Genomic DNA, 19501 nt, shown 5'->3' with positions numbered 1-19501 from the left:
AGGAAGCGTGTGATGTTCCTCTTTCGCCGAAACGGGCCCCGCGTCACGGTCGACGAGGCACGCAGCCGTACCAGCGGCGATCAGCCCGGCGCCGTCCTGCTGGACGTCCGCGAGAAGCCCGAATGGGCCGCGGGCCACGCTCCGGGCGCCGTCCACGTACCGCTGACGAGACTGGTCGCCGGCGCCACTCTGCCGACCGAGGCGGAGGGCCGGCCGCTGGTGGTGATCTGCCGCAGCGGTCACCGCTCCCAGCAGGCGGCGAAGCTCCTCGCCGAGCGCGGAGCGCAGGCGGTGGACGTTGAAGGCGGCATGAACGCGTGGGCCGCCGCCGGGCACCCGGTCGTCGACGAGCGCGGGAACAGCGGCCGGACAGCGTGACCGTACTTGTTCTCGCCCTCATCGCCGGGGCCGTCATCGGTATCGCCCTCGGAGCCCTCGGCGGCGGTGGCAGCGTCCTTGCCGTACCGGCACTGATCTACCTGCTCGGCTTCGCTCCGGCCGCCGCCACCACCGCCAGCCTGATCATCGTCACCGCCACCTCCGCCACCGCCCTGTACGCCCACACCCGCGACGGGAACGTGGCATGGAAGACAGGGGCGCTGTTCGCCGCGGCGGGCATCGTCCCCGCCTTCCTCGCCGGGGCCGTCGCCGGAAGCCTGCCCGAAGCCGTCCTGACGTCGGCGTTCGCGGTCATCGCCGCGCTGGCGGCCCTGCGCATGCTGCGTCCGTCCGCGTCGGAACCGCCGGACCGGATCCGTCCCGGCAAGGCGGCCGGTGCCGGTGCCGGACTCGGCGCCGTGACGGGCTTCCTGGGGGTCGGCGGGGGATTCCTCGCCGTGCCCGCCCTGGTGAGCGTCCTGGGACTGGCCATGCGGCGGGCGGTGGGCACCAGCCTGCTCGTCATCACGGTCAACTCACTCGCCGCGCTTGCCGCTCGCACCGGCACCAGTGGCGGGCTCCACTGGGAGATCATCGGGCCCTTCACCGGAGCCGCGATCCTCGGCGCCTGGGACGGCAAACGCCTCGCGACGAAGATCTCCGGCACCACCCTTCAGAAGATTTTCGCCGGCGTACTGCTGGCGGTGGCGGCCTTCATGCTCGCCGACGTGATCATCTGAACACGAGGGCCGTCAACAGCTCAGGAGCAGGGAACCGGGAGAGCTTCTCCAGCCGGCCGCGCATCTCAGGACCGCCTGGAGCCCGGCTCCCGTCAGATCAAGCCCCACCACAACTTCCGCATCCGTAAGGACATCTGCCATGACCACACCCACGGCCCTCGCCACCGACGAGGCGCGCACCCGCCTGCACGAACTGACCGTCATCGACGTGCGTACCCCCGGCGAATACGCCGGCGGTCACCTCCCCGGCGCGCTCAACATCCCCCTCGACCAGATCCGGCGCGCACTGCCCGACATCCGGCACGCCGCCGAACGCGGTGACGTCCTGGTCGTGTGCGCCTCGGGTGCCCGCTCCGAGAACGCCGGCAGGATCCTCGCGGAGAACGGCGTCAGGGCCGCCACCCTGTCGGGAGGCACCGGCGCCTGGGCGGCCGACGGCCACGAGCTGCACCACCCGCAGGGCGCCTCGCGTGCCACCTGGGGAATGGAACGGCAGGTGAGGCTCACCGCAGGAGTGATCGTGCTGCTCGGCCTGCTGCTCGGGCTCGTCGTCCACCCCGCCTTCCAGCTGCTCTCCGCCGGCATCGCGGGCGGTCTGGTCTTCTCCGCCCTGACCAACACCTGCGGCATGGCCGCCCTGCTCGCCAAGCTGCCCCACAACCGTCCCCGCGCCGCCGACCTCGACAACACGCTGGCCGCACTGCGCAACCGCTGAACCACACCACAAAGGGAGGGACCCGGCTCCGGGTCCCTCCCTTTCGCAGCCAGGCCATGTGGCCAACCGCGCCGAACCGGGCGGGTGATCCGGCGTCGCGGCACCACAGCTCAGGCCAGAGAAAGGAACAGCTTCTCCAGTCGAGTACGCATCTGCTCCCGGTCGCCGGAGGCAGCCATGTCCGTATCGTTCAGGCAGTGCTGCAGGCCGGTCGCGATGATCGCAAAACCCGCCCTGTCCAAAGCCCGGGACGCCGCCGCGAGCTGCGTGACCACGTCCTCGCAGTCCCGCCCCTCCTCGATCATCTTGATCACACCGGCGATCTGGCCCTGCGCCCGGCGCAGCCGGTTGACCACCGTCTTCAGTTCCTCAGCCGCCATCGCCAGTTCCACGACCCACACTCCTTCGAGATACCCCCTCGGGTATCCTACCGAAGGGGTAACCTCAACCGGGCAGAGGAAAATCCCTGTCTTCCCACTCGACGCGCTCAGCAAGCACGGCATCCCGAGGGACAAGATCTTCGGCGAGAAGATCAGCACCCGCGTCCGCGTACGGCCCGCTCGGCCGCGACGCCACCGAACCCACCGCCCTGGCTGACCACCTCACCGCCCACGGCCCGGTCCTGGAGATGGTGGCGCAGACCGAGCGGGAGAACATCCGCGAGTCCACTCCGGAAGGGCTCGACACCGCGTTCCGCAAGGGCAAGCACGGCGGCCGGCCGCCGGTCGTCACCAACGACATGCTCCGCACCGTGCTCCGGCGCCGCGCGAGCGGCGAGTCCGTCGAACAGATCCAGCCCGACCTGATCATCCCCACCGGCGAACGCAAGGGACCCAATCCTTCCGTCGCGAGCATCCACCGGGCACTCGCCGGGCATGCCGAGCGCGAGGCGTGCCCCGGAGCCGTCGAGGCCGCGCACGCCGACGTCGCCGCCCTGAACGACGGAGCGGTCCCCGAGCCTCGTCATCAAGCAGAGGTCCTGAAATCACGCTGAGCTACTTGTGCCCTCGTCGTAGCTCTACGAGAACGAGGCCGTACAGAAGTTGCGGGGCAGTAGTCAGCGGTACACGGCTCAGGTGAAGTCCGAGCGCACCGCCTCGGAGAGAGAAGCACGTGAGCAGCGGTGCTACCTGCCGTAAGCGTCCTTGCGGGGCAGAGGGCCGATGCGGGCGTGGCGGCCGGAGCGGAGGGCGGCGTGGCGTCGGCCGGGACCGGGACCGCTGCTCCGCTGAGCGAGAGCGTCGGCGACGGCGCCGGTGGTGAAGGCGTAGACGGCCTTGTGAAGGACGTCGATGACGAGTTCCCCGCGGGGCCAGGTGGGCGGCGGGGCGCCCACGCCGGTGGCGTTCTCGAGGATCTGGTCGTTGGTGAGGCGCACCACGGTGAACTTCGCCGAGGCCACCGGTCCGCGAAGGCCGGCCTGGGCCATGACCGAGCGCAGGACGCCGAGGAGCGCGGCCTGGCCGAAGTGCATGGCCCGGTTCACCGGCACGGGCTGCTTGCCGGCATGTTCGGGCAGGCCGGTCAGGCGCTGGAGAACCCGTGCGGGGACGTGGGAGTCGGGCCGTCGGGTGACGGCCTGTTCGAGTTTCTCGCCGAGGGTCATCACCAAGCCTCCGGCGGTGCCGGCGAGGAGCCCCTGCCACAGCGCGCGCTTCATCATACCGCCGCGGGTACCCGTCGGCCGGCCTCGCGATCCTTGTCGGCCGGCGGCTCTCACTCTGACGCGGTGAGCGGCGGGCTCGTGTCCGGTGCGACGGGTAGGCGTACGAAGCAGCAGACGTGTCCGTGTCAGGAGGCAGACTCATGAGCGCACCGGTTCACCCGCCCGAGGTCTCTGAAGCACGCCCCGAGCCGCGCAGGTCGATGGTGGTGTGCGGGGTGATCGGGACAGCGGTGATGGCCGCGGTCGACGAGATCGTCTTCCACCAGATCCTGGGCTGGCACCACTTCTACGACCGTTCCACTCCCAGCATCGGACTGCTCTCGGACGGGCTGCTGCACACCGCCGAGCTGATCGCCCTGGTCGCGGGATTCTTCCTCTTCGCCGATCTGCGCCGCCGCCGAGCCCTGGCCGCGGCCCACGCCTGGGCCGGATTCTTCCTGGGTCTGAGCGCCTTCCAGCTGTACGACGGGATCGTGGACCACAAATTGCTGCGCCTGCACCAGATCCGTTACGGCGTGGACGTCACCCCCTACGACTGGGCGTGGAATCTTGCCGGACTGTTGCTGCTGCTGATCGGCGTGGGGCTGGCCGTCCGTGCGGCCCGCCACGGCCGGGCCTCGACGGCATCGTGATGCTCGCGCACGTCCACGCCGACCCGGGGACCGGGCCTGGCCCGGTGCTCCTGCTCACCGCGGCGGCCTCGCTGTCGGCGGCCGTCGTCTACGTGGCGGCCGCATCCCGCTTGCGGCGCCGTGGGGATGCCTGGCCCCGGTGGCGCGATGTGTCGTTCTCGGCCGGGAGTACGGGCCTGGCCTGGGCGGTGGTGGGCTCGCCGCCGGGTGGTGCGTTCACCGCCCACATGGTCCAGCACCTGATCGTCGGCATGACGGCCCCCCTGCTGTTCGTCCTGGCCCGTCCCCTCACTCTGGCCTTGCGCTCCCTGGCCCCCGGAAGCGCGCGCCGAGGGCTACTGGCGCTGGCCCACTCCCGTGCCGCGGGCTGGCTCGTCTGCCCCCCGCTGGCGGCTCTGCTCGACGTCGGAGGGCTGTGGCTGTTGTACCGGACCGGCCTCTTCGCCGGCATGCAGCACCATGCGTGGCTGCACGCGGCGGTGCATGTGCATGTCCTGGCGGCCGGACTGCTGTTCACCTTCGCGGTCTGCCGGCTCGACCCGGTACGCCGCCGCTGGAGCCCGACCGCGCGCGGGACGACCCTGCTGGTCGCCGGCGCCGCGCACGCCGTCCTCGCCAAATCCCTGTACGCGGCCGGGCCGCCCGGCACCACCTTCGCGGCCGCCGACCTGCACACCGGCGCCCAGATCATGTACTACGGCGGTGACCTGGTCGAAGCGGCTCTCGCCGTCGTGCTGGCCGCCTCCTGGTACCAGGTGACCGGCCGCGTCCGGGCCGCACGCGGCCGGGCGAAGGCGGGGCGGCGGCCGCCCGCGGACGCGGTACCGTCCGGACGCTGACGCTCGTGGTCGATTCAGCGTGCGCGCACGAGGACGGCTCGGAAGGCGAGCACGGGCAGGACCAGGACGGCGGCGACGGCGTTCAGAACGCCGAAGCCGGTCCAGCCCATCAAGGGCCCGGCGAGGCCGGCGCCCACGGCCGCGACGACGTTCATCGCGGTCTCCGTGGTGCCCTGCACGCCGGGCCGCAAGGCGGCCGGCGTGGTCTCGCTGAGCATGGCCGAGCCTGCCACCAGGCTGAGGGACCACCCCAGCCCTAGGAAGAACAGTCCCGTCATCATCATGCCGACCGAGTCGTGGCCAATGCCCGACAGCACGGCGGACACGAGGAAGACCGCCTGCCCGGCCACGATGGTCGGCATGTGACCGATCCGGTCGGAGAGCCGGCCGACGACCGGGGAGAACGCGTACATGCCCAGCAGGTGACCGCTTATGGTGACGCCGACGACGGTGAGCCCATGGCCGTGCTCGGACATGCTGACCGGGGTCATCGTCATGATTGCTGCCATGACCGTCGCCGCGGCCGGTACGCCGATCTTGGCGAAGACGGCGACGAAGGGGCTGCCCGAGCCGTTCAGCGAGGTCCAGAGGAAGACGGTGACCAGGACGGTGATGGCGCCGACGTAGAAGATCATGAGTCGCCAGAAGGTCGCGTTGACGGCCTTCGGCATGGGCGTGGCGACGTCCTTGGTCTCGCCTGCCGCGATGCCCAGGTTCTCCACGCCGCCGAAGGAGAAGGCGACCATGACGATGGCGAGGAACGCGCCGCTGACGCCGTTGGGGAAGAAGCCTCCGTGCTCGTGGAGATGACCGAGGCCGATGGCGTGTCCCCTGTTGCCGACACCGAAGACGACCATGGCGAAGCCGAAGAGGATCAGCGCGATGATCGCCGCCACCTTGATGATCGCGAACCAGAACTCCGCCTCGCCGTAGAACTTCACCCCGACGACGTTGACGACGAACATCACGGTGACCGCCACCGCCGCCGTCGCCCAGATCGGCGCCGAGGGGAACCAGTACTGCACGTAGCGTCCGAGGGCGTTGAGTTCGGCCGCGGTGGTGGCGAGGAGGAAGATGAACGCGTTCCACCCGTTGAGGAAGCCGGCGAACCGGTGGATGGAGCGGTTGGCGTAGGAGATGTAGGCGCCGGACACCGGTTCCGCCACCGACATCTCGCCCAGGGCCCGCATCACGAAGTAGATCGCCCCGTTGAGCCGGATGTCGTCGTGGAAGTGGGCGTAGACCGGCGGCTGGATGAGAACCGAGTCGCCCGGCGCGGAGAACGCCTGGACCGCGGTCTTGAGCGTGGTGATGATGCCGGCGGTCTGCATCACCCACTCCCGCGGCACCTCCCAGCCGAACCGCCTGGCCTGCCAGCCGGTGACGGCGTCGAGGTAGCTGTCGGTCGCGCCGTCGGCGTCAGCGATGACGACGGGTTCATCGCCACGCACGTCCGCCACACCGTGGACCTCGTTTTGGACCGCTCCCAGGAACTGGCCGACCAGGTGGCCTCCGGACGCACGGCAGTCGTCGGCCTGACCTACCGCCTGGCCGAGGGCAGCGTACGGACGGTCGCCTCCCGGGGGCTGGACCTGCCGTCGGACCCGGCGGCACCGTCCGCGACCGCAGCGGTGCCGGACAGCCGATGACGACGTCGCCCCCGCCCGCCGGACCCACCGAACCCGCCCTGACCGTCGACGGCACCGGCCTGATCTGCGTCACCTTCCTGCTCCGGCTGCGCGAGCGGATCGACGGCGCACCGCCGGGCACCCTCGTGCACGTCATCGCCACCGATCCCGCGGCCCCGCTCGACCTGCCCGCCTGGTGCCACATGACCGGCCACGCCTACCTCGGCCCCGTGCCCGGCGAACGGCCGGTGTACGCCCTGAGACTCACCGCCGGTGCGCACGCCACCCGCCCGGACGCGCCCTGGCACCCGGTCCGGCCGGAGGCGGCCGGTACGGGCGGAAAGCAGAGGTGGGCCGTCAGGGCGTACGGAAGCCCTGGAAAGTCACCTGCTTGCGGGTTTTGAAGCCGAGCCGCTCGTACAACGAGATCGCGCCGGTGTTCGTCTCGGCCACATGCAGGAAGGGGCGCTCACCGCGTGCCTCGATGCGTGCGGCGAGCGCACCGACCAGGAGGGCGGCGTGACCTCGCCCACGCGCTTCGGGGGCGGTGCAGACGGCGCTGATCTCGGCCCATCCGGGGGGCCGCAGCCGTTCTCCGGCCATCGCCACCAGGCTGCCCCGGACACGGACGCCGAGGTAGGTGCCGAGTTCGTGGGTGCGCGGCCAGAAGGGGCCCGGCTCGGTCCGTGCGACGAGGTCGAGCATCTCGGGCACGTTGTCCGCGCCCAGTTCGACCACACCGGTGTCGGACGCGGCACGAGGACGATCGGTCCGGTCGCCGCCGGACCAGATCATCTGCCGGCCCTCGAGACGGAAGACGGGCTCCCAGGTCGGCGGCGGGACGGCAGGACTGCTGAACATGTCGGCGAAGGCGCCCGGACCGAGCAGCCCGGCGAGGTCGGCCCAGCCCTCCGCGCCCGGATCGGCGGGCACGGAGGAGAACGTCGCCACTCCGGTGAGATAGGTGGCGGCCCGGCCGAGCCGCCGGGCGAGATGCGCGTGCCGGCTGCCGAGCGACTGACCCACCGGGTCGTCGAGCACCGGGTCGTCGTCGTTCCACATCGTGCTGTTCCTTTGAGGAGAGGGGTTCCGGGACGGGGCCGCCACCCGTTCCGCGGGCCTTCACGGCTGGGTCGTGGCGACCTTCAGTCCGAACCCGATCAGTACGACCCCGGTGACACGGTCCATGGCCCGGCGTACGGCCGGCTTCCCGAAGAAGGTACGCGCCTTGGCCAGCAACAGGACGTACCCGCCGAGCCAGAGTGCGGTGAGAAGGGCGTGCACCAGGACCAGCAGGGCCATGCCGGTGTGAGGAGACAGCCCGGTCGGGGCCAGCGTCGGCAGCAGACCCGTGTAGAAGACAGCGATCTTGGGATTGAAGATGTTGCTCACCAGACCCGTTCGCCAGGGGTTTCCGCGCGGCGTGGCGGAGGCTGCCGCCGGTGTCCGGGATCCGCTGCGACGACTCTGGAGCAGTGACTGCACGCCGAGGAAGAGCAGGTAGACGGCCCCGGCCAGTTTGACCACCGTGTACGCGGTGGCGGACGTGGCAAGAACGGCGGCGAGACCGGCCACCGCGAGCACGCCCCACACCAGCAGTCCCGTGGTGATGCCACCCACCGTACGGAGCCCGTCCCGCCAGCCGGTGGCCACCGCCCGCTTGGTCACGACGGCCATGTCCGGCCCGGGCACCATGGTCAGCACCGCCAGGACACCGATGGCGGTCACGAACTGTATGAGCATCCCCGTAGTCTCACATCCGCGGCCCTGTGCCGGGCCGTGGCCCTGCGCGCGGGCCACGGACGAAGCGGACGACCCCTTTTGACGGCGACCGAAGTGCACGTAACCATGCCGTCCTCGAACAGCGGGGACGGTAGTCGAGCGGCAAACCGTTGTGTCGCCGTGACGCTCGTTTGACGCTCCGGGCGCCCGCACGGGGCACGGAGACCGGAAAAGTAGGCCCTGACCTGGGCTTTCTTCCGGCAGGCGCAGGCCGACATCTTTTCGATGACGCACCACGTGGAGTGCTTGGCGATTCTGGAGCCTGCAGCAAAGGGCTCCTGACCTGCGGTTGCGCGGCCCAGGTGGGTCGCTCGACCTGTTTTCCTCCGTACAGCGGGTCGGGCAGACCCACTGCTTGTTCGAGCTTTCCTGACCCGCGGTTACAGGGTGTGGCGGGGTTCGTACGAATGATGTCGGCGACGTGCGTTCATCATTGCTGACGCTCGATTCGTGAGACCGGAGCAGGGCCGCGTTGCTCGGCCGGCGATGGGCGAGTGGGGCCGGCAGGTCGCCCTCGTCCGCGACGCGTCGGCGTGACTGTCGCCCACGAGGGACAGCCGACAGCCGGCTTGCGCAAAGGGCGCAAGCCGGTGATCGGTCATGACGCCGTCCGGCCCCGCCGGTGACGACGGAGCGCATGCCGGAGGAGTCTCATGGCCGCTCCCGGGCCGTCCGGTCGCGGACGCCCGGGACGTCACCCGCACGGACCCGGTGCGACTCGGTGCGCGGCACGTCCCGGGTGCTCCGATCCGCTTCAGCCGCCGATGGGCGTGACCCCTGAGGGAGCCGGGACCAGTCGGTACCCGCCGTCCTCGCGTAGCACGTGTCCGGCGGTCGGCGGCGGGAAGTGGCTCCCCAGCAGGAGAGTCGACGTACCGGCCAGTGAGCCGAGCACCTGGTTCCGGGTCCTTGCCGCGAGTTCGGGAGCGATGTCCACACAGCTGCAGAGCTCCGGATGCGCCATCTGGACCGGGTGGTGGATGCTGTCGCCGGTGACCAGTGCGGTCTCGCCACGGCTGCTCAGTTCCACCGCCACCTGCCCCGGTGTGTGGCCGGGGGTGGGCAGCAGACGGATGCCCGGCGCGACGTCCGTGCCCTCGTCCGCGACATCGATGAGGTCGAACAGACCTGCTTCCCGGACGGGATGGACCGAGTCCCGGAACATCTGCCGACGCGCCTCCTCCATGTCGACACCCGCCCAGTAGTCCCACTCGGTGCGTGAGGTGAGATAGCGCGCGTTCGGGAAGGTGGGCACCCAGGCGTCGCCCTCGGCACGCGTGTTCCACCCCACGTGGTCGGCGTGGAGGTGGGTCAGGACCACGACGTCAACGCTCTCCGGCGCGAAGCCCGCCGCCCGTAGCCGTGCTTCGTAGTCGCTGTTCAGGTTGTGCCAGGCGGGGTTGGCGCGCCGCTTCCCGTTTCCGATGCCGGTGTCCACCAGCACCCGCATGCCGTCCACCTCGACGGCGAAGCTGTGACTCGCCAGGCGCAGGACGCCTTGTTCGTCGGCGAATTCGGGACTCAGCCAGGGAGTCCGGCTCACGAGGTCGGTGGTTGCCCCGGGCAGCAGCCACGGACCGGTCCGGGCGGGCAGGACCACTTCGTCGATGCGTCGTACGGTGTGGTCGCCCACCGTCCAGGAAGAGGCGGGGGGAGTGGTGGACTCGGTCGTTTGCGATGAGGTGGACACGGCGACTTTCCTTACCTGTTGTGGGTCGCGAGGACGGAGATGTCCGGAGCGGGTGTGTCGGGTGAGGCGGATGTGTGGTTGCTCGTCGCCGGGCGGGAGCGGGCGTCCGGGGACGGTGTCCGGCGCCGACTGCGCAGCGACGCGGTCAGCGTCGTGACCGCGACGGTCGCCAGTACGGCCACGCAGCCGGCACAGGCCAGTGCTGCCGCACGCAGCCCGAAGCCGGCGGCGAGGGCGCCGGCGCCGATGGCGGGCAGACTCATCGCCAGGTAGCTGAGTACGTAATAGGAGGCGAGCGTGCCGCCCTTCTCCCGGGCCGGGACCGAGTCGACGACCGCGCGCAGCGCACCCTGGGAGACGGCTCCGAAGCCGAACCCGGCCAGCGCCGCCCCGGCGAAGAGAAGTACGGGGCCGGCGAGATGGAGGGCACCCAGGGTCAGGACGGCCGCCGGAATCACCGCGCAGCTCCCGAGAAGAGCGGAGACGTCGGCACGCATCCTGCGCGTGAAGTACACCGTCGGGGCGGCGACGGCCGTCAGCGTGAAGAAGACCATGCCGCCGGCGTATTCGGGTCCGCCGGGGGAGACGAGCCGTGTGAAGCCCGGTCCCAGGGACGAGTAGAAGCCGCCGAGTGCCCAGACGGCGACGACGCCGGCGCCGTTGAGCAGGAGAGCGTGGGCGGCCGCCGACGGCAGCGCCAGGTGGGGCCGCGTCGAGCGCAGCGCTCCGGGACGGCGGCGGACGGTCTCGGGCGTCGAGACGAGGGCAATGGCCTGCGCGGCGAACACGGCGATCAGGGCCGCGTACACCGTGATCGTCGGAACGGGGGCGAAGCGCACCATGAGGGTGGCCGCCAGGACGCCGGCCGCCATGCCCGTCACCGGCGCGATGCTGTTGGCCAGAGCGGGGCGACCCGGCCGGGCGGGGTCTTCCAGGTCGAGGAGAGCCGCACCTGCCGCGCTGGTCGCCGCGCCGGTCGCGATGCCCTGCAGCACGCGGGCGCCGATCAGGGTGGTCAGGCCGCCGGCCGTCGCGAACAGCGCCATGGAGGTGACCTGGACCGCGAGCGCGCCCAGGAGCACGGGGCGGCGTCCGACATGGTCGGAAAGGGTTCCGGTCGTCAGCAGTGCGATCAGGAGCGCCAGAGCGTAGGCGCTGAAGACCACGGTGATGTCGAGGGACGACAACCGCCACTGAGCCTGGTAGCGGGGGTACAGCGGGGTCGGCGCGCTGGATGCGGCGAGCAGCGCGATCAGGATCGAGGTGTGCAAGGCGAACGGCAGGCGTCCGGATGGGGAGGTGCGGGGAGGCGCGAGGCCCGCGGGGACACTCTGCATGAGGGTCCTTCCCGTGCTAAAAGCGACTGGTTTGCTTTAAGTCACCGTAGATCCTACGATCGGCTAAAGCAAACGATTCGCTTTTGCGGTGGTCGGAGGTCCTGTGCCGGCCCCGGCCCGTCGCGCCGCACGGATCCGGAAGGAAGCCATGACCAGCGAACTCACCCCCCAAGAGGCAGCCCGAGGGGCGCTGCGGGCGGGGCTCCCCCTCGAGGACGGCCGACACGAAGGAGTGGCCATGACGGCCAACCACATCCACTCCGTGATCAGCACGTTGCGCGAGCTCGACTTCGGCGAGACCCCTCCCGCGTCCTCCTACCGAGCCGGACAGGGGAACGCCGATGCAACCGTTTGAGCTGTCGCTGACCGAGGCCTCCCGTGCGGTGCGCGCACGGGAGCTGTCCCCCGTCGAACTCACCGAATCGGTGCTCGCCCGTATTGCCGCCGTCGAAGGACGGCTGGGCGCCTACGTCACCGTCGCCGCCGACGCGGCCCTGGCCGCAGCGGTCCGCGCCGAACGGGAGATCTCCGGAAGCGGACCGCGCGGGCCGCTGCACGGGATCCCCATGGCGCTCAAGGATCTGATCGACGCGGAGGGGATGCCCACCACGGCGAGCTCGCACGTCCGGGCAGGGCACGTGGCGGAACGCGACAGCCGGGTGGCCGAACGGCTCGGCGCCGCCGGGGCCGTCCTCCTGGGCAAGACGCACACGCACGAGTTCGCCTACGGCCTGACCACTCCGCAGACGAACAACGCCTGGGACCACAGCCGGATCGCGGGCGGGTCGAGCGGCGGCTCGGCGGTGGCTGTCGCCGCCGGCGGGGCGACGTTCGCCATGGGCACGGACACGGGCGGTTCCATCCGGGTCCCCGCGGCCCTGAACGGCGTGGTGGGCCTCAAGCCGACCTACGGCCTGGTCCCACGCACGGGCGTGACCTCGCTGTCCTGGTCCCTGGACCACGTGGGCCCTCTCACCCGCACCGTCCAGGACGCCGCGCTGGTGCTGTCGGCGACCGCCGGCCACGACCCGCGCGACCCGGCGAGCGTGTCCGGCCCGGTGCCGGACCGCTTCCCGGGAGGCGACCTGCGAGGACTGAAGGTCGGCGTACCGCGGAACCACTACTTCGACCAGGTCATGCCCGAGGTCGAGGAGTCCGTACGCGGCGCGATCGAGCGGCTGGCGGAGCTGGGGGCGGAGCTCGTCGACGTCGAGATCCCGATGGCGCGTTACATCCGGGCCGTCCAGTGGGGGCTGATGGTTCCCGAGGCCACCGCCTACCACGAGCGGTCGCTGCGGGCCACCCCCGACCTGTACGCGGCGGACGTCCGCATCCTGCTGGAGGCCGGCGAACTCACCTCTGCGGGCGACTACCTCCGCGCCCAGCGGGCCCGCACCATGATGCGAGACGCCTGGGCTCGCATGTTCGACGGAATCGACGTCCTCGCCGCGCCGACGGTGCCGATGACCGCCGCCGAGGCGGGGCGGGAAACCGTCGAGTGGGCCGATGGCACGACCGAGGCCGTGTCGGACAGCTACGTCCGCCTCTGTGCCCCGGCCAACATCACCGGCGTCCCGGCCCTCACCCTGCCGGTCGGTCACGACCGCGCCGGACTGCCGATCGGTATGCAGCTGATGGCGCGCCCCTTCCACGACGCGACGGTGCTCCGTGTGGGCCGGGTCTACGAGGAGTCGGTGGCCGGCGCGGGGCGGCTTGCTCCCCTCGCTGCCTGAGGGAAGGCGGACGTTCCAGCCGGCTGCGGTCGCGTCGCCGCAGGGGCGTCCGCCGGGCTCGGGCGCCCGGATGCGCAGCCCCGCGGGTCGCCGGCGCCGGCCACCGCCTAGAAGCAACAAAATCGCATTAAGGTGGATCGCATGAGTCCCAGGCCCATGGTCCGCCCCGGCGGGCGCAGCGCACGCGTACAGGAGTCCGTCCATGCGGCGGTACGTGAACTCGTAGGGGAGGTGGGCCGCGACGCGCTCACGGTCCCGATGGTGGCCACTCGGGCGGGCGTGACCCCCTCCACGATCTACCGTCGTTGGGGCGACCTGCAGGAACTCCTGTCCGACGTGGCCGTCGAACGACTGCGCCCGGAAACGGCTCCGGCCGATCTCGGAAGCCTGCGGGCCGATCTCGACGCGTGGGCGGAACAGTTCCTCGACGAGATGGCCTCGCCGCCCGGGCGCGCCTACATCCGGGACGCCCTGCTCGGCGACCCCGACGGAACCAATGCCGGTCAGTGTTCGGCGTATGCCGCAGAGCAGATCGACGCCGTGTTGGCCCGTGCGGTGCAGCGGGGGGAGCCGGTGCCCGAGACGGAGCTGCTGATCGACCGTGTCGTGGCGCCGATCATGTACCGCATCCTCTTCCGCCCTGGCCGACTGGACGCCGCATACGCGCGCGAGCTCGTGACGAACGCCGTGTACGCCCAGCAGACCGAGGCCGGCGCTCGCCCCGCCCAGGCCGCCGCCCCTCGGCGCTCGAAGAAGAAACCCGACAACTGACCACTTCGCTCATCGGGCGGTCCGGCCACTGGGCCGTGGAGGCCAAGCGGCGGGCTGTACCGGCAGGGGTCCTGAAATCACCGGCAATGACCGACCAGGACGTAGCCCTTGGGCGTGACGCCCGTTTGACGCTCCGTGCGCACAAAGGGCTCTTCGGCGGAGCAGAAAACGGCCCCTGACCTGGTGTTGTGTGGGATCCATCCTGCCGGGACATCTTTTCGATGACGCATCATGTGGAGTGCGTGGCGATTCTGGAGCCCGTAAGGAAGAGCCGCTGACCCGCGGTTCAGCAGCAGCGCCGGTGGGTCTCGACCTGTTTCGCGCTATCCGGCCGGTCGAGCCCCTCGGCACCTCACCTGCGGGTTTGTGCTGGAGCGATTGCCGGGAACGGCTGTGCGATGCGTGGCGGCCGGTCACTCCTGACGCTCGGCTCCCGTCGGCGAGGCCAAGGCCACCGCCACCCGTCGTGGCACCGGTGACCTGCAACGCCTGGAACACATCCGTACCCTGCTCGCCGACCAGGGTGACGACACCGCGGGCACCACACCGGCACTGTTCTCCCTGCACGGCTTCCACCCGGACCTGATCGAGTCCGCGGCCGGCCGCGACGACCTGCCGATCCGTGAGGTGCCGTCCGTCGAAGAGGCAGCCGGCCGTGGCGTACGGCCACTGGGTCCGGGCAGGACCCGAGCCGGCGCCGGGATGTCCTGCCCCGGTGTGGAGCTGATGTCATCCATGCCCGTCCCGGCCGTCCCTGTGCCTGGAGTAGGAGAGGACGCCGGTCAGGGCGATCCTCAGCAGGGCGCGCAATTCCACATGCAACGGCACCTTCCCGTCCGCTTGGGTCCAGCGGTAGAGAAGCCCCAAGTAGGCGTCTCGCAGCATGTTGCCCGCCACCGCCGGGTCGATGTCGCGGGCCACGTCTCCCCTGGCCTGGCCCATCGTGACGACTCTGGTGAAGATATGTCCCGCGTAGTCGGGCTCCTCGAGCAGCGGCTGGCCGGACTTGACCCAGGCGGTCAGCATCACCCGGGTGAGGTCCGGCTCCGCCTCGTTGAAGTCGGCCAGCGCGGCCATGCACCGTTCCAGCTGGACGGTGGTGTCGTCGTCCGTCAGTGACTTCTCCATGACGGCCCGCAGCTTGTCCTGGCGCTGCTCCGCCCATGTGGTGACGACATCCTCCTTACGCTGGAAGTGGTTGAAGAACGTTCCGCGGGCCACATCGGCATGTTCCGCGATCTGGTCGATCGTCGTACGCTCGTACCCCTGCTCGGCGAAGAGCTGCAGAGCCGACATGTACAAGCGGTCGTGCATGCGCCGCTTGCTCCGCTCCCTCCGGGTGGGTGGGCGTACCGGCTGGGAATCCTCGACCATCATCGGCTCTCTTTCTCTCGGCCCCGACAAGGCGACTCCGTGAACCCTTCGGAGTCGACGACGGGCACCTGCGGCGCGCCCGGGCGGATCGGGCCGCACCGTCATGCCAAGAGACCGGATCCACGGTGATCGCGTATCTATACCGTAGTCTATTAATGTATTGCAGTTCTAGCCAGGGGCGGTCTGCGCGGCGAGCACCGGAGCGCGGGCTGATGAGGCGCGTGCCACACGGAGTGGAGTCGCACCACGAGAACCGCGGTGCGACTCCATCGGTCGTCGTCCGGGACCGGCGGACGACCGGGTCGCTCAGGCGCTGCCCCCGAGCGCTGCCGCGATGGCGGCGGCGCTCTCGCCGCCCAGCAGACGGCTGGCCGGGACCTCGATCCCGAACTCCTGGTGAAGGATGCGCCTGAGCTGGATCGCCATCAGCGAGTCGAGGCCCAGGTCTCGCAGTGACCGCCGTGGATCGACCCGGTCGACCGTGGTGCCGAGCACCGTCGCGGCGTGGATGAAGAGCCGGTCCGCCGTGGGGAGGGAGTCGTGCGATCGCTCGGGTGCGGCTTCCTGCCGGGGCGCCTGCTCGGCGAGGGGGAAGGCGATGGAAGCCCGCACGGGCTCGGGCCGTCGGTCTTCCGCGCCGGGTGTACCGGGCAGGCCGGACCGGCCGGGTGACCGGACCAGCGTGACACCTTGGAAGTCGGCGAACACGTGCCCGTCCGGTGTGGTGAGCACGATGTCGCAGCGGGCGTGGTCACGATCGGTGGACCGGGTGAAGCAAGCCGTGCTCCAATACTCGCCCTTGGGTGCTTCCGTCAGGCGGACACGCTCGAAGGAGACCGGCAGATACGCGCAGGTCGGGTCGTCCGCGTGCGGCCAGGCCCCGAGCATGGCCAGCAGCCCGGCCTCCAGGGCGCCGCTCTCGCGTCCGACAGCTGCCTCCAGGCGCGCCACCGTCTCGCCCTCCCGTCGCCACACCTGCCGTACCGAACGCAGCGCCGGGGCAACGCAGTACCCGCGGGCCTCGGCCCGCCGGTAGAACTCGGCGGCCGGTACGTACTCGCCGCACCGGGTCAGCGCGCCGTCCAGTGAGGCGGCGGCCGGTGCCGTCGTTGCCCGGGCGTGCCCCGACACGCACAGGGCGGCTTCGCCGGACCGCTCGGAGAGCGCATCGACGGCGAAGGTGAACTCCCTTTCCCCGGCCGCGCGTTCCACCCGGATGCGCACCGTGGTCTCCTGCGCGTCGGCCAGGAGCGGCAGGGCATCACCGATGCGCACGGCGCGCAGTTCGACCGGCACCTCGCCGACAAGGTCGCGCACCGTCTCGGCGACCGCCTGGAGGTACACCACCGGCGGGACGGGGGACACGCCGCGCACGGTCACACCAGAGCCCAGTGCCTCGATACCCAGCCGGGACAGCCGTATCCGGCGTTCGCTGAGACTCGTCGGCACTGTCGGCGCGGACTCGGCGCGGTACTCCTCCGCGTCCCACGGGTACAGCGGCAACGGCACCCGGGTGGTGCTGTCGCCGTACCAGCGCCGCCAGTCGACCTCGGCACCGAGGGCGAATACTCGGCCGAGGGCCCGGGCGGCCGCCGCGGGCTCGCTCTGCTGCCGCACCAGCGTGGTCGCCACGGCCACCGGGAGGCCCGCGTCCGTCTGTACGTCCTCGATCGCCTGGGCGAGCACGGGATGGGGGCTGACCTCCACGAAGACCACGTTCCGGTTCTCGGCCACCTGCCGTACGGACGAGGCGAAGCGGACCGGCTTTCGCAGGTTGTCGACCCAGTACTCGGCGTCGAGGGCGGAAGCCCCCGCCACGGGAGCGGCGCCAACCGTGGAGAACATGGGGGTGAGCGGCGCAGCCGGCTCCAGGTGGGAGAGCCGGGCCAGCAGGTCGTCCCGTATCTCGTCCGTCAACGGGGAGTGGGAGGCGACGTTGACCTTGACGGTACGGCACAGGATCTGACGCCGTTCCAGCTCACCGGCGATCTTGTCGAGTGTCGTGGGGTCTCCCGCCAGCACAGTGGCGTGCGGTGAGTTCTCCACCGCCACGCACACGTCGTCGCCGTATCCGGCGACGAGGTCGCGTGCCTGCCGTGGGGAGAGTTCCGTGGCGAGCATCGCGCCGCGTCCCGCGAGGCGCTGCATCAGGGTGCTGCGCCGGCAGATGACGGAGGCGGCGTCCCGGACGGACAGGGCGCCCGCCACGCAGGCCGCCGCGACCTCGCCCATGCTGTGGCCGATGACCAGGCCGGGGTCCACGCCCATGGCCCGCCAGTGTGCGGCGAGCGCGACCTCCATGGCCCACAGCGCGGGCTGCACCACCTCGACGGCGTCGGTGAGTTCGGCGGTCTCGTCCAGCAGCAGGTCCACGATCGACCAGCCGAGTTCCTCGCGCACCGCCGCGTCGCACTCGGCCATGGCCGCGCGGAAGGCGTCGGAGGTCCGCAGCAGTTCCCGGCCCATGCCGCGCCACTGCGAGCCCTGCCCGGGGAAGACGAAGGCCACCTCGCGCGGCCCGTCGAAGCCCGCCTCGTGCATCCCGCCGTCGGGCGTCGGCCGGCCGGCCGCCAGATCGCGCAGCACGTCGGCCAGGGCGTCGTGCGAGGCACCGAGGGCCCACAGACGGAAGGGATGGTGGTCCCGGCCCGTCGCCGCGGTCCGGCAGAGGTCGCGCAGGGCATGCCGGCGGCCGCGCCCCTCGGGGCCCAGGTGCGCGGCGTGGCGCAGGGCCAGCCGGCGCAGGGCCTCGAGGGTGCGGGCGCTGAGGACGAGCAGGTGCGGGCCGGGATCCTCGGCCGGGGCGCCGGAGTCCGTGGGTGTCACCGGATCCGGGACGAACTCGCCGATGACCGCGTGGGCGTTGGTGCCCGACAGGCCGAACGAGCTGACGCCGAGCACCGCCCGTTCGCCCCGCCGCCGCAGCGGTGCGTTCCGGTCCGCCACGGCGACGGGGGAGCCAGGCTCGGTGAGCTGGGGGTGGGGCGTGGTCAGGTGCAGCGAGGCCGGAACCGCACGGTGTTCGGCCATGAGAACCGCCTTGATGAGACCGGCGATGCCGGCGGCGGCCTCCGCGTGTCCGATGTTCGTCTTCACAGAGCCCACCAGCAGGGGCGTCGGAGAGCCGTCGTCCTCTCGCACCACTTCGGCGAGCGCGCGCAATTCGACCCCGTCGCCCACGGTCGTGCCGGTACCGTGCGCCTCGACGTAGTCCACCTCGGACGGGGTCACTCCGGCGCTGCGCCAGGCCGCGCGCAGCATCGCGGCCTGTCCGGACACCGCGGGCTGCAGCAGGAGGCCACTGCCGTCACCGTCGTTGGTGACCGCGCTGCCCAGCAGGAGCGCGCGGACGGGATCGCCGTCGGCGAGGGCGTCGGACAGCCGCTTGAGCAGGACCACGCCGACGCCCTCGCTGCGGACGAAGCCGTCGGCGGAGCTGTCACCGAACTTGCAACGGCCGTCGGGCGACAGCATCCGCCCCTGCGAGTAGGCGACCGCGTCGGTCGGCGAGAGGATCACGTTGACGCCCGCCGCGACGGCCAGATCGCACTCACCGGTGAGCAGGCTCTGGCGGGCGCTGTGCACGGCGACGAGCGAGGACGAGCAGGCGGTGTCCAGCACGAGACTGGGGCCGCGCAGGTCGAAGGCGTGCGAGACGCGGCCGGAGGTGACGGACCGCAGCCTGCTGCCCGCCATGGCGCGCACGTCCGCGGTGGAGGACCGGCCGGTCGCGTCGGCGTACTCCGCGGTCGCCTGCCCGACGAACACCCCGCCGTTGCCGCCCCGGACCGAGGAGGGTGGGATGCCGGCGTCCTCGAAGGCCTCCCACACGGACTGCAGGAGGAGACGCTGCTGAGGGTCCATGATGCGCGCCTCGCGCGGTGATATCCCGAAGAAGGCGGCGTCGAAGTCGTACACACCGTCCAGGAAACCGCCGTGGCGGGAGATCAGCCTGTCCCGTGTCCCGGGTTCGGGGTCGTACCAGGCGGTGACGTCGAACCGGTCCCGCGGTACCGGTACGACGGCGTCGGTGTTGCTCTCCAGCAGTGTCCAGAACTCCTCCACCCCTGCGGCTCCGGGGAACCTGCAAGCCATGCCGATGATCGCGATCGGTTCATGCGTGGTCATTCCGCGCTTCCTCCCCCAGTCGGTAGTCCAAACCTATACCGAAGAACAAAATTGTTCTCGAATCAAGAGTGTGAGGCTGTCGTTAACT

Annotated in this window: 20 protein-coding genes and 1 pseudogene; 12 read left to right on the top strand and 9 right to left on the bottom strand. The window is 71.0% G+C overall.

Translation table 11 applies throughout. The features are described 5' to 3' along the window. Positions 1–12 precede the first annotated feature (12 nt). From ACF1DX_RS11855 to ACF1DX_RS11845, 3 genes are all read left to right on the top strand, one after another. Positions 13–378, top strand: coding sequence for a rhodanese-like domain-containing protein (locus ACF1DX_RS11855; protein ID WP_391791040.1), 366 nt, complete (start codon positions 13–15; stop codon positions 376–378). Continuing rightward, on the top strand, positions 375–1118 hold the full coding sequence (locus ACF1DX_RS11850; RefSeq protein ID WP_391791039.1) for a sulfite exporter TauE/SafE family protein: 744 nt from the start codon (positions 375–377) through the stop codon (positions 1116–1118). The genes ACF1DX_RS11855 and ACF1DX_RS11850 overlap by 4 nt, the downstream gene beginning before the upstream one ends. Before the next feature lie 139 nt (positions 1119–1257). Then, positions 1258–1833: a rhodanese-like domain-containing protein gene (locus ACF1DX_RS11845; protein WP_391791038.1), complete on the top strand. Its 576-nt coding sequence runs from the start codon at positions 1258–1260 to the stop codon at positions 1831–1833. A gap of 110 nt (positions 1834–1943) precedes the next feature. On the opposite strand, the gene ACF1DX_RS11840 is transcribed toward ACF1DX_RS11845, so the two are convergent. Continuing rightward, the gene (locus ACF1DX_RS11840; protein WP_391791037.1) at positions 1944–2225 is read right to left on the bottom strand and encodes a metal-sensitive transcriptional regulator; all 282 of its coding nucleotides are present in this window, start codon (positions 2223–2225) and stop codon (positions 1944–1946) included. A gap of 236 nt (positions 2226–2461) precedes the next feature. On the opposite strand from ACF1DX_RS11840, the gene ACF1DX_RS11835 reads away from it, so the two are divergent. Then, positions 2462–2827, top strand: a complete 366-nt coding sequence (locus ACF1DX_RS11835) for a hypothetical protein (protein WP_391791036.1) — start codon at positions 2462–2464, stop codon at positions 2825–2827. 132 nt (positions 2828–2959) lie between these two features. Here the strand turns inward: ACF1DX_RS11835 and ACF1DX_RS11830 are convergent, their stop codons facing one another. Then, positions 2960–3496, bottom strand: a complete 537-nt coding sequence (locus tag ACF1DX_RS11830) for a hypothetical protein (protein ID WP_391791035.1) — start codon at positions 3494–3496, stop codon at positions 2960–2962. A gap of 143 nt (positions 3497–3639) precedes the next feature. Here ACF1DX_RS11830 and ACF1DX_RS11825 point away from each other — a divergent pair, with 143 nt between their 5' ends. Together ACF1DX_RS11825 and ACF1DX_RS11820 are read left to right on the top strand one after the other, a co-directional pair. Then, on the top strand, positions 3640–4131 hold the full coding sequence (locus tag ACF1DX_RS11825) for a DUF2243 domain-containing protein (protein ID WP_391791034.1): 492 nt from the start codon (positions 3640–3642) through the stop codon (positions 4129–4131). Further along, the gene (locus tag ACF1DX_RS11820) at positions 4131–4970 is read left to right on the top strand and encodes a cytochrome c oxidase assembly protein (protein ID WP_391791033.1); all 840 of its coding nucleotides are present in this window, start codon (positions 4131–4133) and stop codon (positions 4968–4970) included. Before ACF1DX_RS11825 ends, ACF1DX_RS11820 begins: the two co-directional genes overlap by 1 nt. 14 nt (positions 4971–4984) lie before the next feature. Here ACF1DX_RS11820 and ACF1DX_RS11815 read toward each other — a convergent pair whose 3' ends face one another. Continuing rightward, positions 4985–6430 carry an amino acid permease gene (locus ACF1DX_RS11815; RefSeq protein WP_391791032.1) on the bottom strand — a complete coding sequence of 482 codons (1446 nt, stop codon included), beginning with the start codon at positions 6428–6430 and terminating at the stop codon, positions 4985–4987. Positions 6431–6433: 3 nt separating this feature from the next. On the opposite strand from ACF1DX_RS11815, the gene ACF1DX_RS11810 reads away from it, so the two are divergent. After that, a complete protein-coding gene (locus tag ACF1DX_RS11810) occupies positions 6434–6619 on the top strand; it encodes a hypothetical protein (RefSeq protein ID WP_391791031.1) in 186 nt (61 codons plus the stop codon). Further along, positions 6616–7002, top strand: coding sequence for a sulfurtransferase TusA family protein (locus ACF1DX_RS11805; RefSeq protein ID WP_391791030.1), 387 nt, complete (start codon positions 6616–6618; stop codon positions 7000–7002). Before ACF1DX_RS11810 ends, ACF1DX_RS11805 begins: the two co-directional genes overlap by 4 nt. On the opposite strand, the gene ACF1DX_RS11800 is transcribed toward ACF1DX_RS11805, so the two are convergent. The 4 genes from ACF1DX_RS11800 to ACF1DX_RS11785 form a co-directional block, all read right to left on the bottom strand. Next, positions 6956–7660: a GNAT family N-acetyltransferase gene (locus ACF1DX_RS11800; RefSeq protein WP_391791029.1), complete on the bottom strand. Its 705-nt coding sequence runs from the start codon at positions 7658–7660 to the stop codon at positions 6956–6958. The two genes, ACF1DX_RS11805 and ACF1DX_RS11800, sit on opposite strands and share 47 nt — an antisense overlap. A gap of 60 nt (positions 7661–7720) precedes the next feature. Next, positions 7721–8341, bottom strand: coding sequence for a LysE family translocator (locus ACF1DX_RS11795; RefSeq protein ID WP_391791028.1), 621 nt, complete (start codon positions 8339–8341; stop codon positions 7721–7723). 793 nt (positions 8342–9134) lie between these two features. Beyond that, a complete protein-coding gene (locus ACF1DX_RS11790) occupies positions 9135–10070 on the bottom strand; it encodes an MBL fold metallo-hydrolase (protein WP_391791027.1) in 936 nt (311 codons plus the stop codon). Between the two features lie 11 nt (positions 10071–10081). Then, positions 10082–11407: an MFS transporter gene (locus ACF1DX_RS11785; protein WP_391791026.1), complete on the bottom strand. Its 1326-nt coding sequence runs from the start codon at positions 11405–11407 to the stop codon at positions 10082–10084. A 148-nt stretch (positions 11408–11555) separates the two neighbouring features. Between ACF1DX_RS11785 and ACF1DX_RS11780 the strand changes: the two genes are divergently transcribed. From ACF1DX_RS11780 to ACF1DX_RS11765, 4 genes and pseudogenes are all read left to right on the top strand, one after another. Then, positions 11556–11762 (top strand): hypothetical protein, encoded by a 207-nt coding sequence (locus tag ACF1DX_RS11780; RefSeq protein WP_391791025.1) that lies wholly within the window; start codon positions 11556–11558, stop codon positions 11760–11762. Beyond that, a complete protein-coding gene (locus ACF1DX_RS11775) occupies positions 11749–13140 on the top strand; it encodes an amidase (RefSeq protein ID WP_391791024.1) in 1392 nt (463 codons plus the stop codon). Before ACF1DX_RS11780 ends, ACF1DX_RS11775 begins: the two co-directional genes overlap by 14 nt. 141 nt (positions 13141–13281) lie before the next feature. Continuing rightward, on the top strand, positions 13282–13911 hold the full coding sequence (locus ACF1DX_RS11770; protein WP_391791023.1) for a TetR/AcrR family transcriptional regulator: 630 nt from the start codon (positions 13282–13284) through the stop codon (positions 13909–13911). 423 nt (positions 13912–14334) lie between these two features. Then, a pseudogene (locus ACF1DX_RS11765) lies at positions 14335–14550 on the top strand (ATP-binding protein); the annotation flags it as partial. A 90-nt stretch (positions 14551–14640) separates the two neighbouring features. On the opposite strand, the gene ACF1DX_RS11760 reads toward ACF1DX_RS11765, so the two are convergent. Both ACF1DX_RS11760 and ACF1DX_RS11755 read right to left on the bottom strand, forming a co-directional pair. Next, positions 14641–15225, bottom strand: a complete 585-nt coding sequence (locus tag ACF1DX_RS11760) for a TetR/AcrR family transcriptional regulator (RefSeq protein ID WP_391791022.1) — start codon at positions 15223–15225, stop codon at positions 14641–14643. 366 nt (positions 15226–15591) lie between these two features. Continuing rightward, on the bottom strand, positions 15592–19413 hold the full coding sequence (locus tag ACF1DX_RS11755; protein WP_391791021.1) for a type I polyketide synthase: 3822 nt from the start codon (positions 19411–19413) through the stop codon (positions 15592–15594). Positions 19414–19501 lie beyond the last annotated feature (88 nt).

It is taken from the genome of Streptomyces sp. NPDC014676, from assembly GCF_043084105.1.
GTDB lineage: Bacteria > Actinomycetota > Actinomycetes > Streptomycetales > Streptomycetaceae > Streptomyces.
The sequence above is the reverse complement of the archived record's forward strand: the minus strand, read 5'-3'. Positions and strand labels throughout refer to the sequence as shown.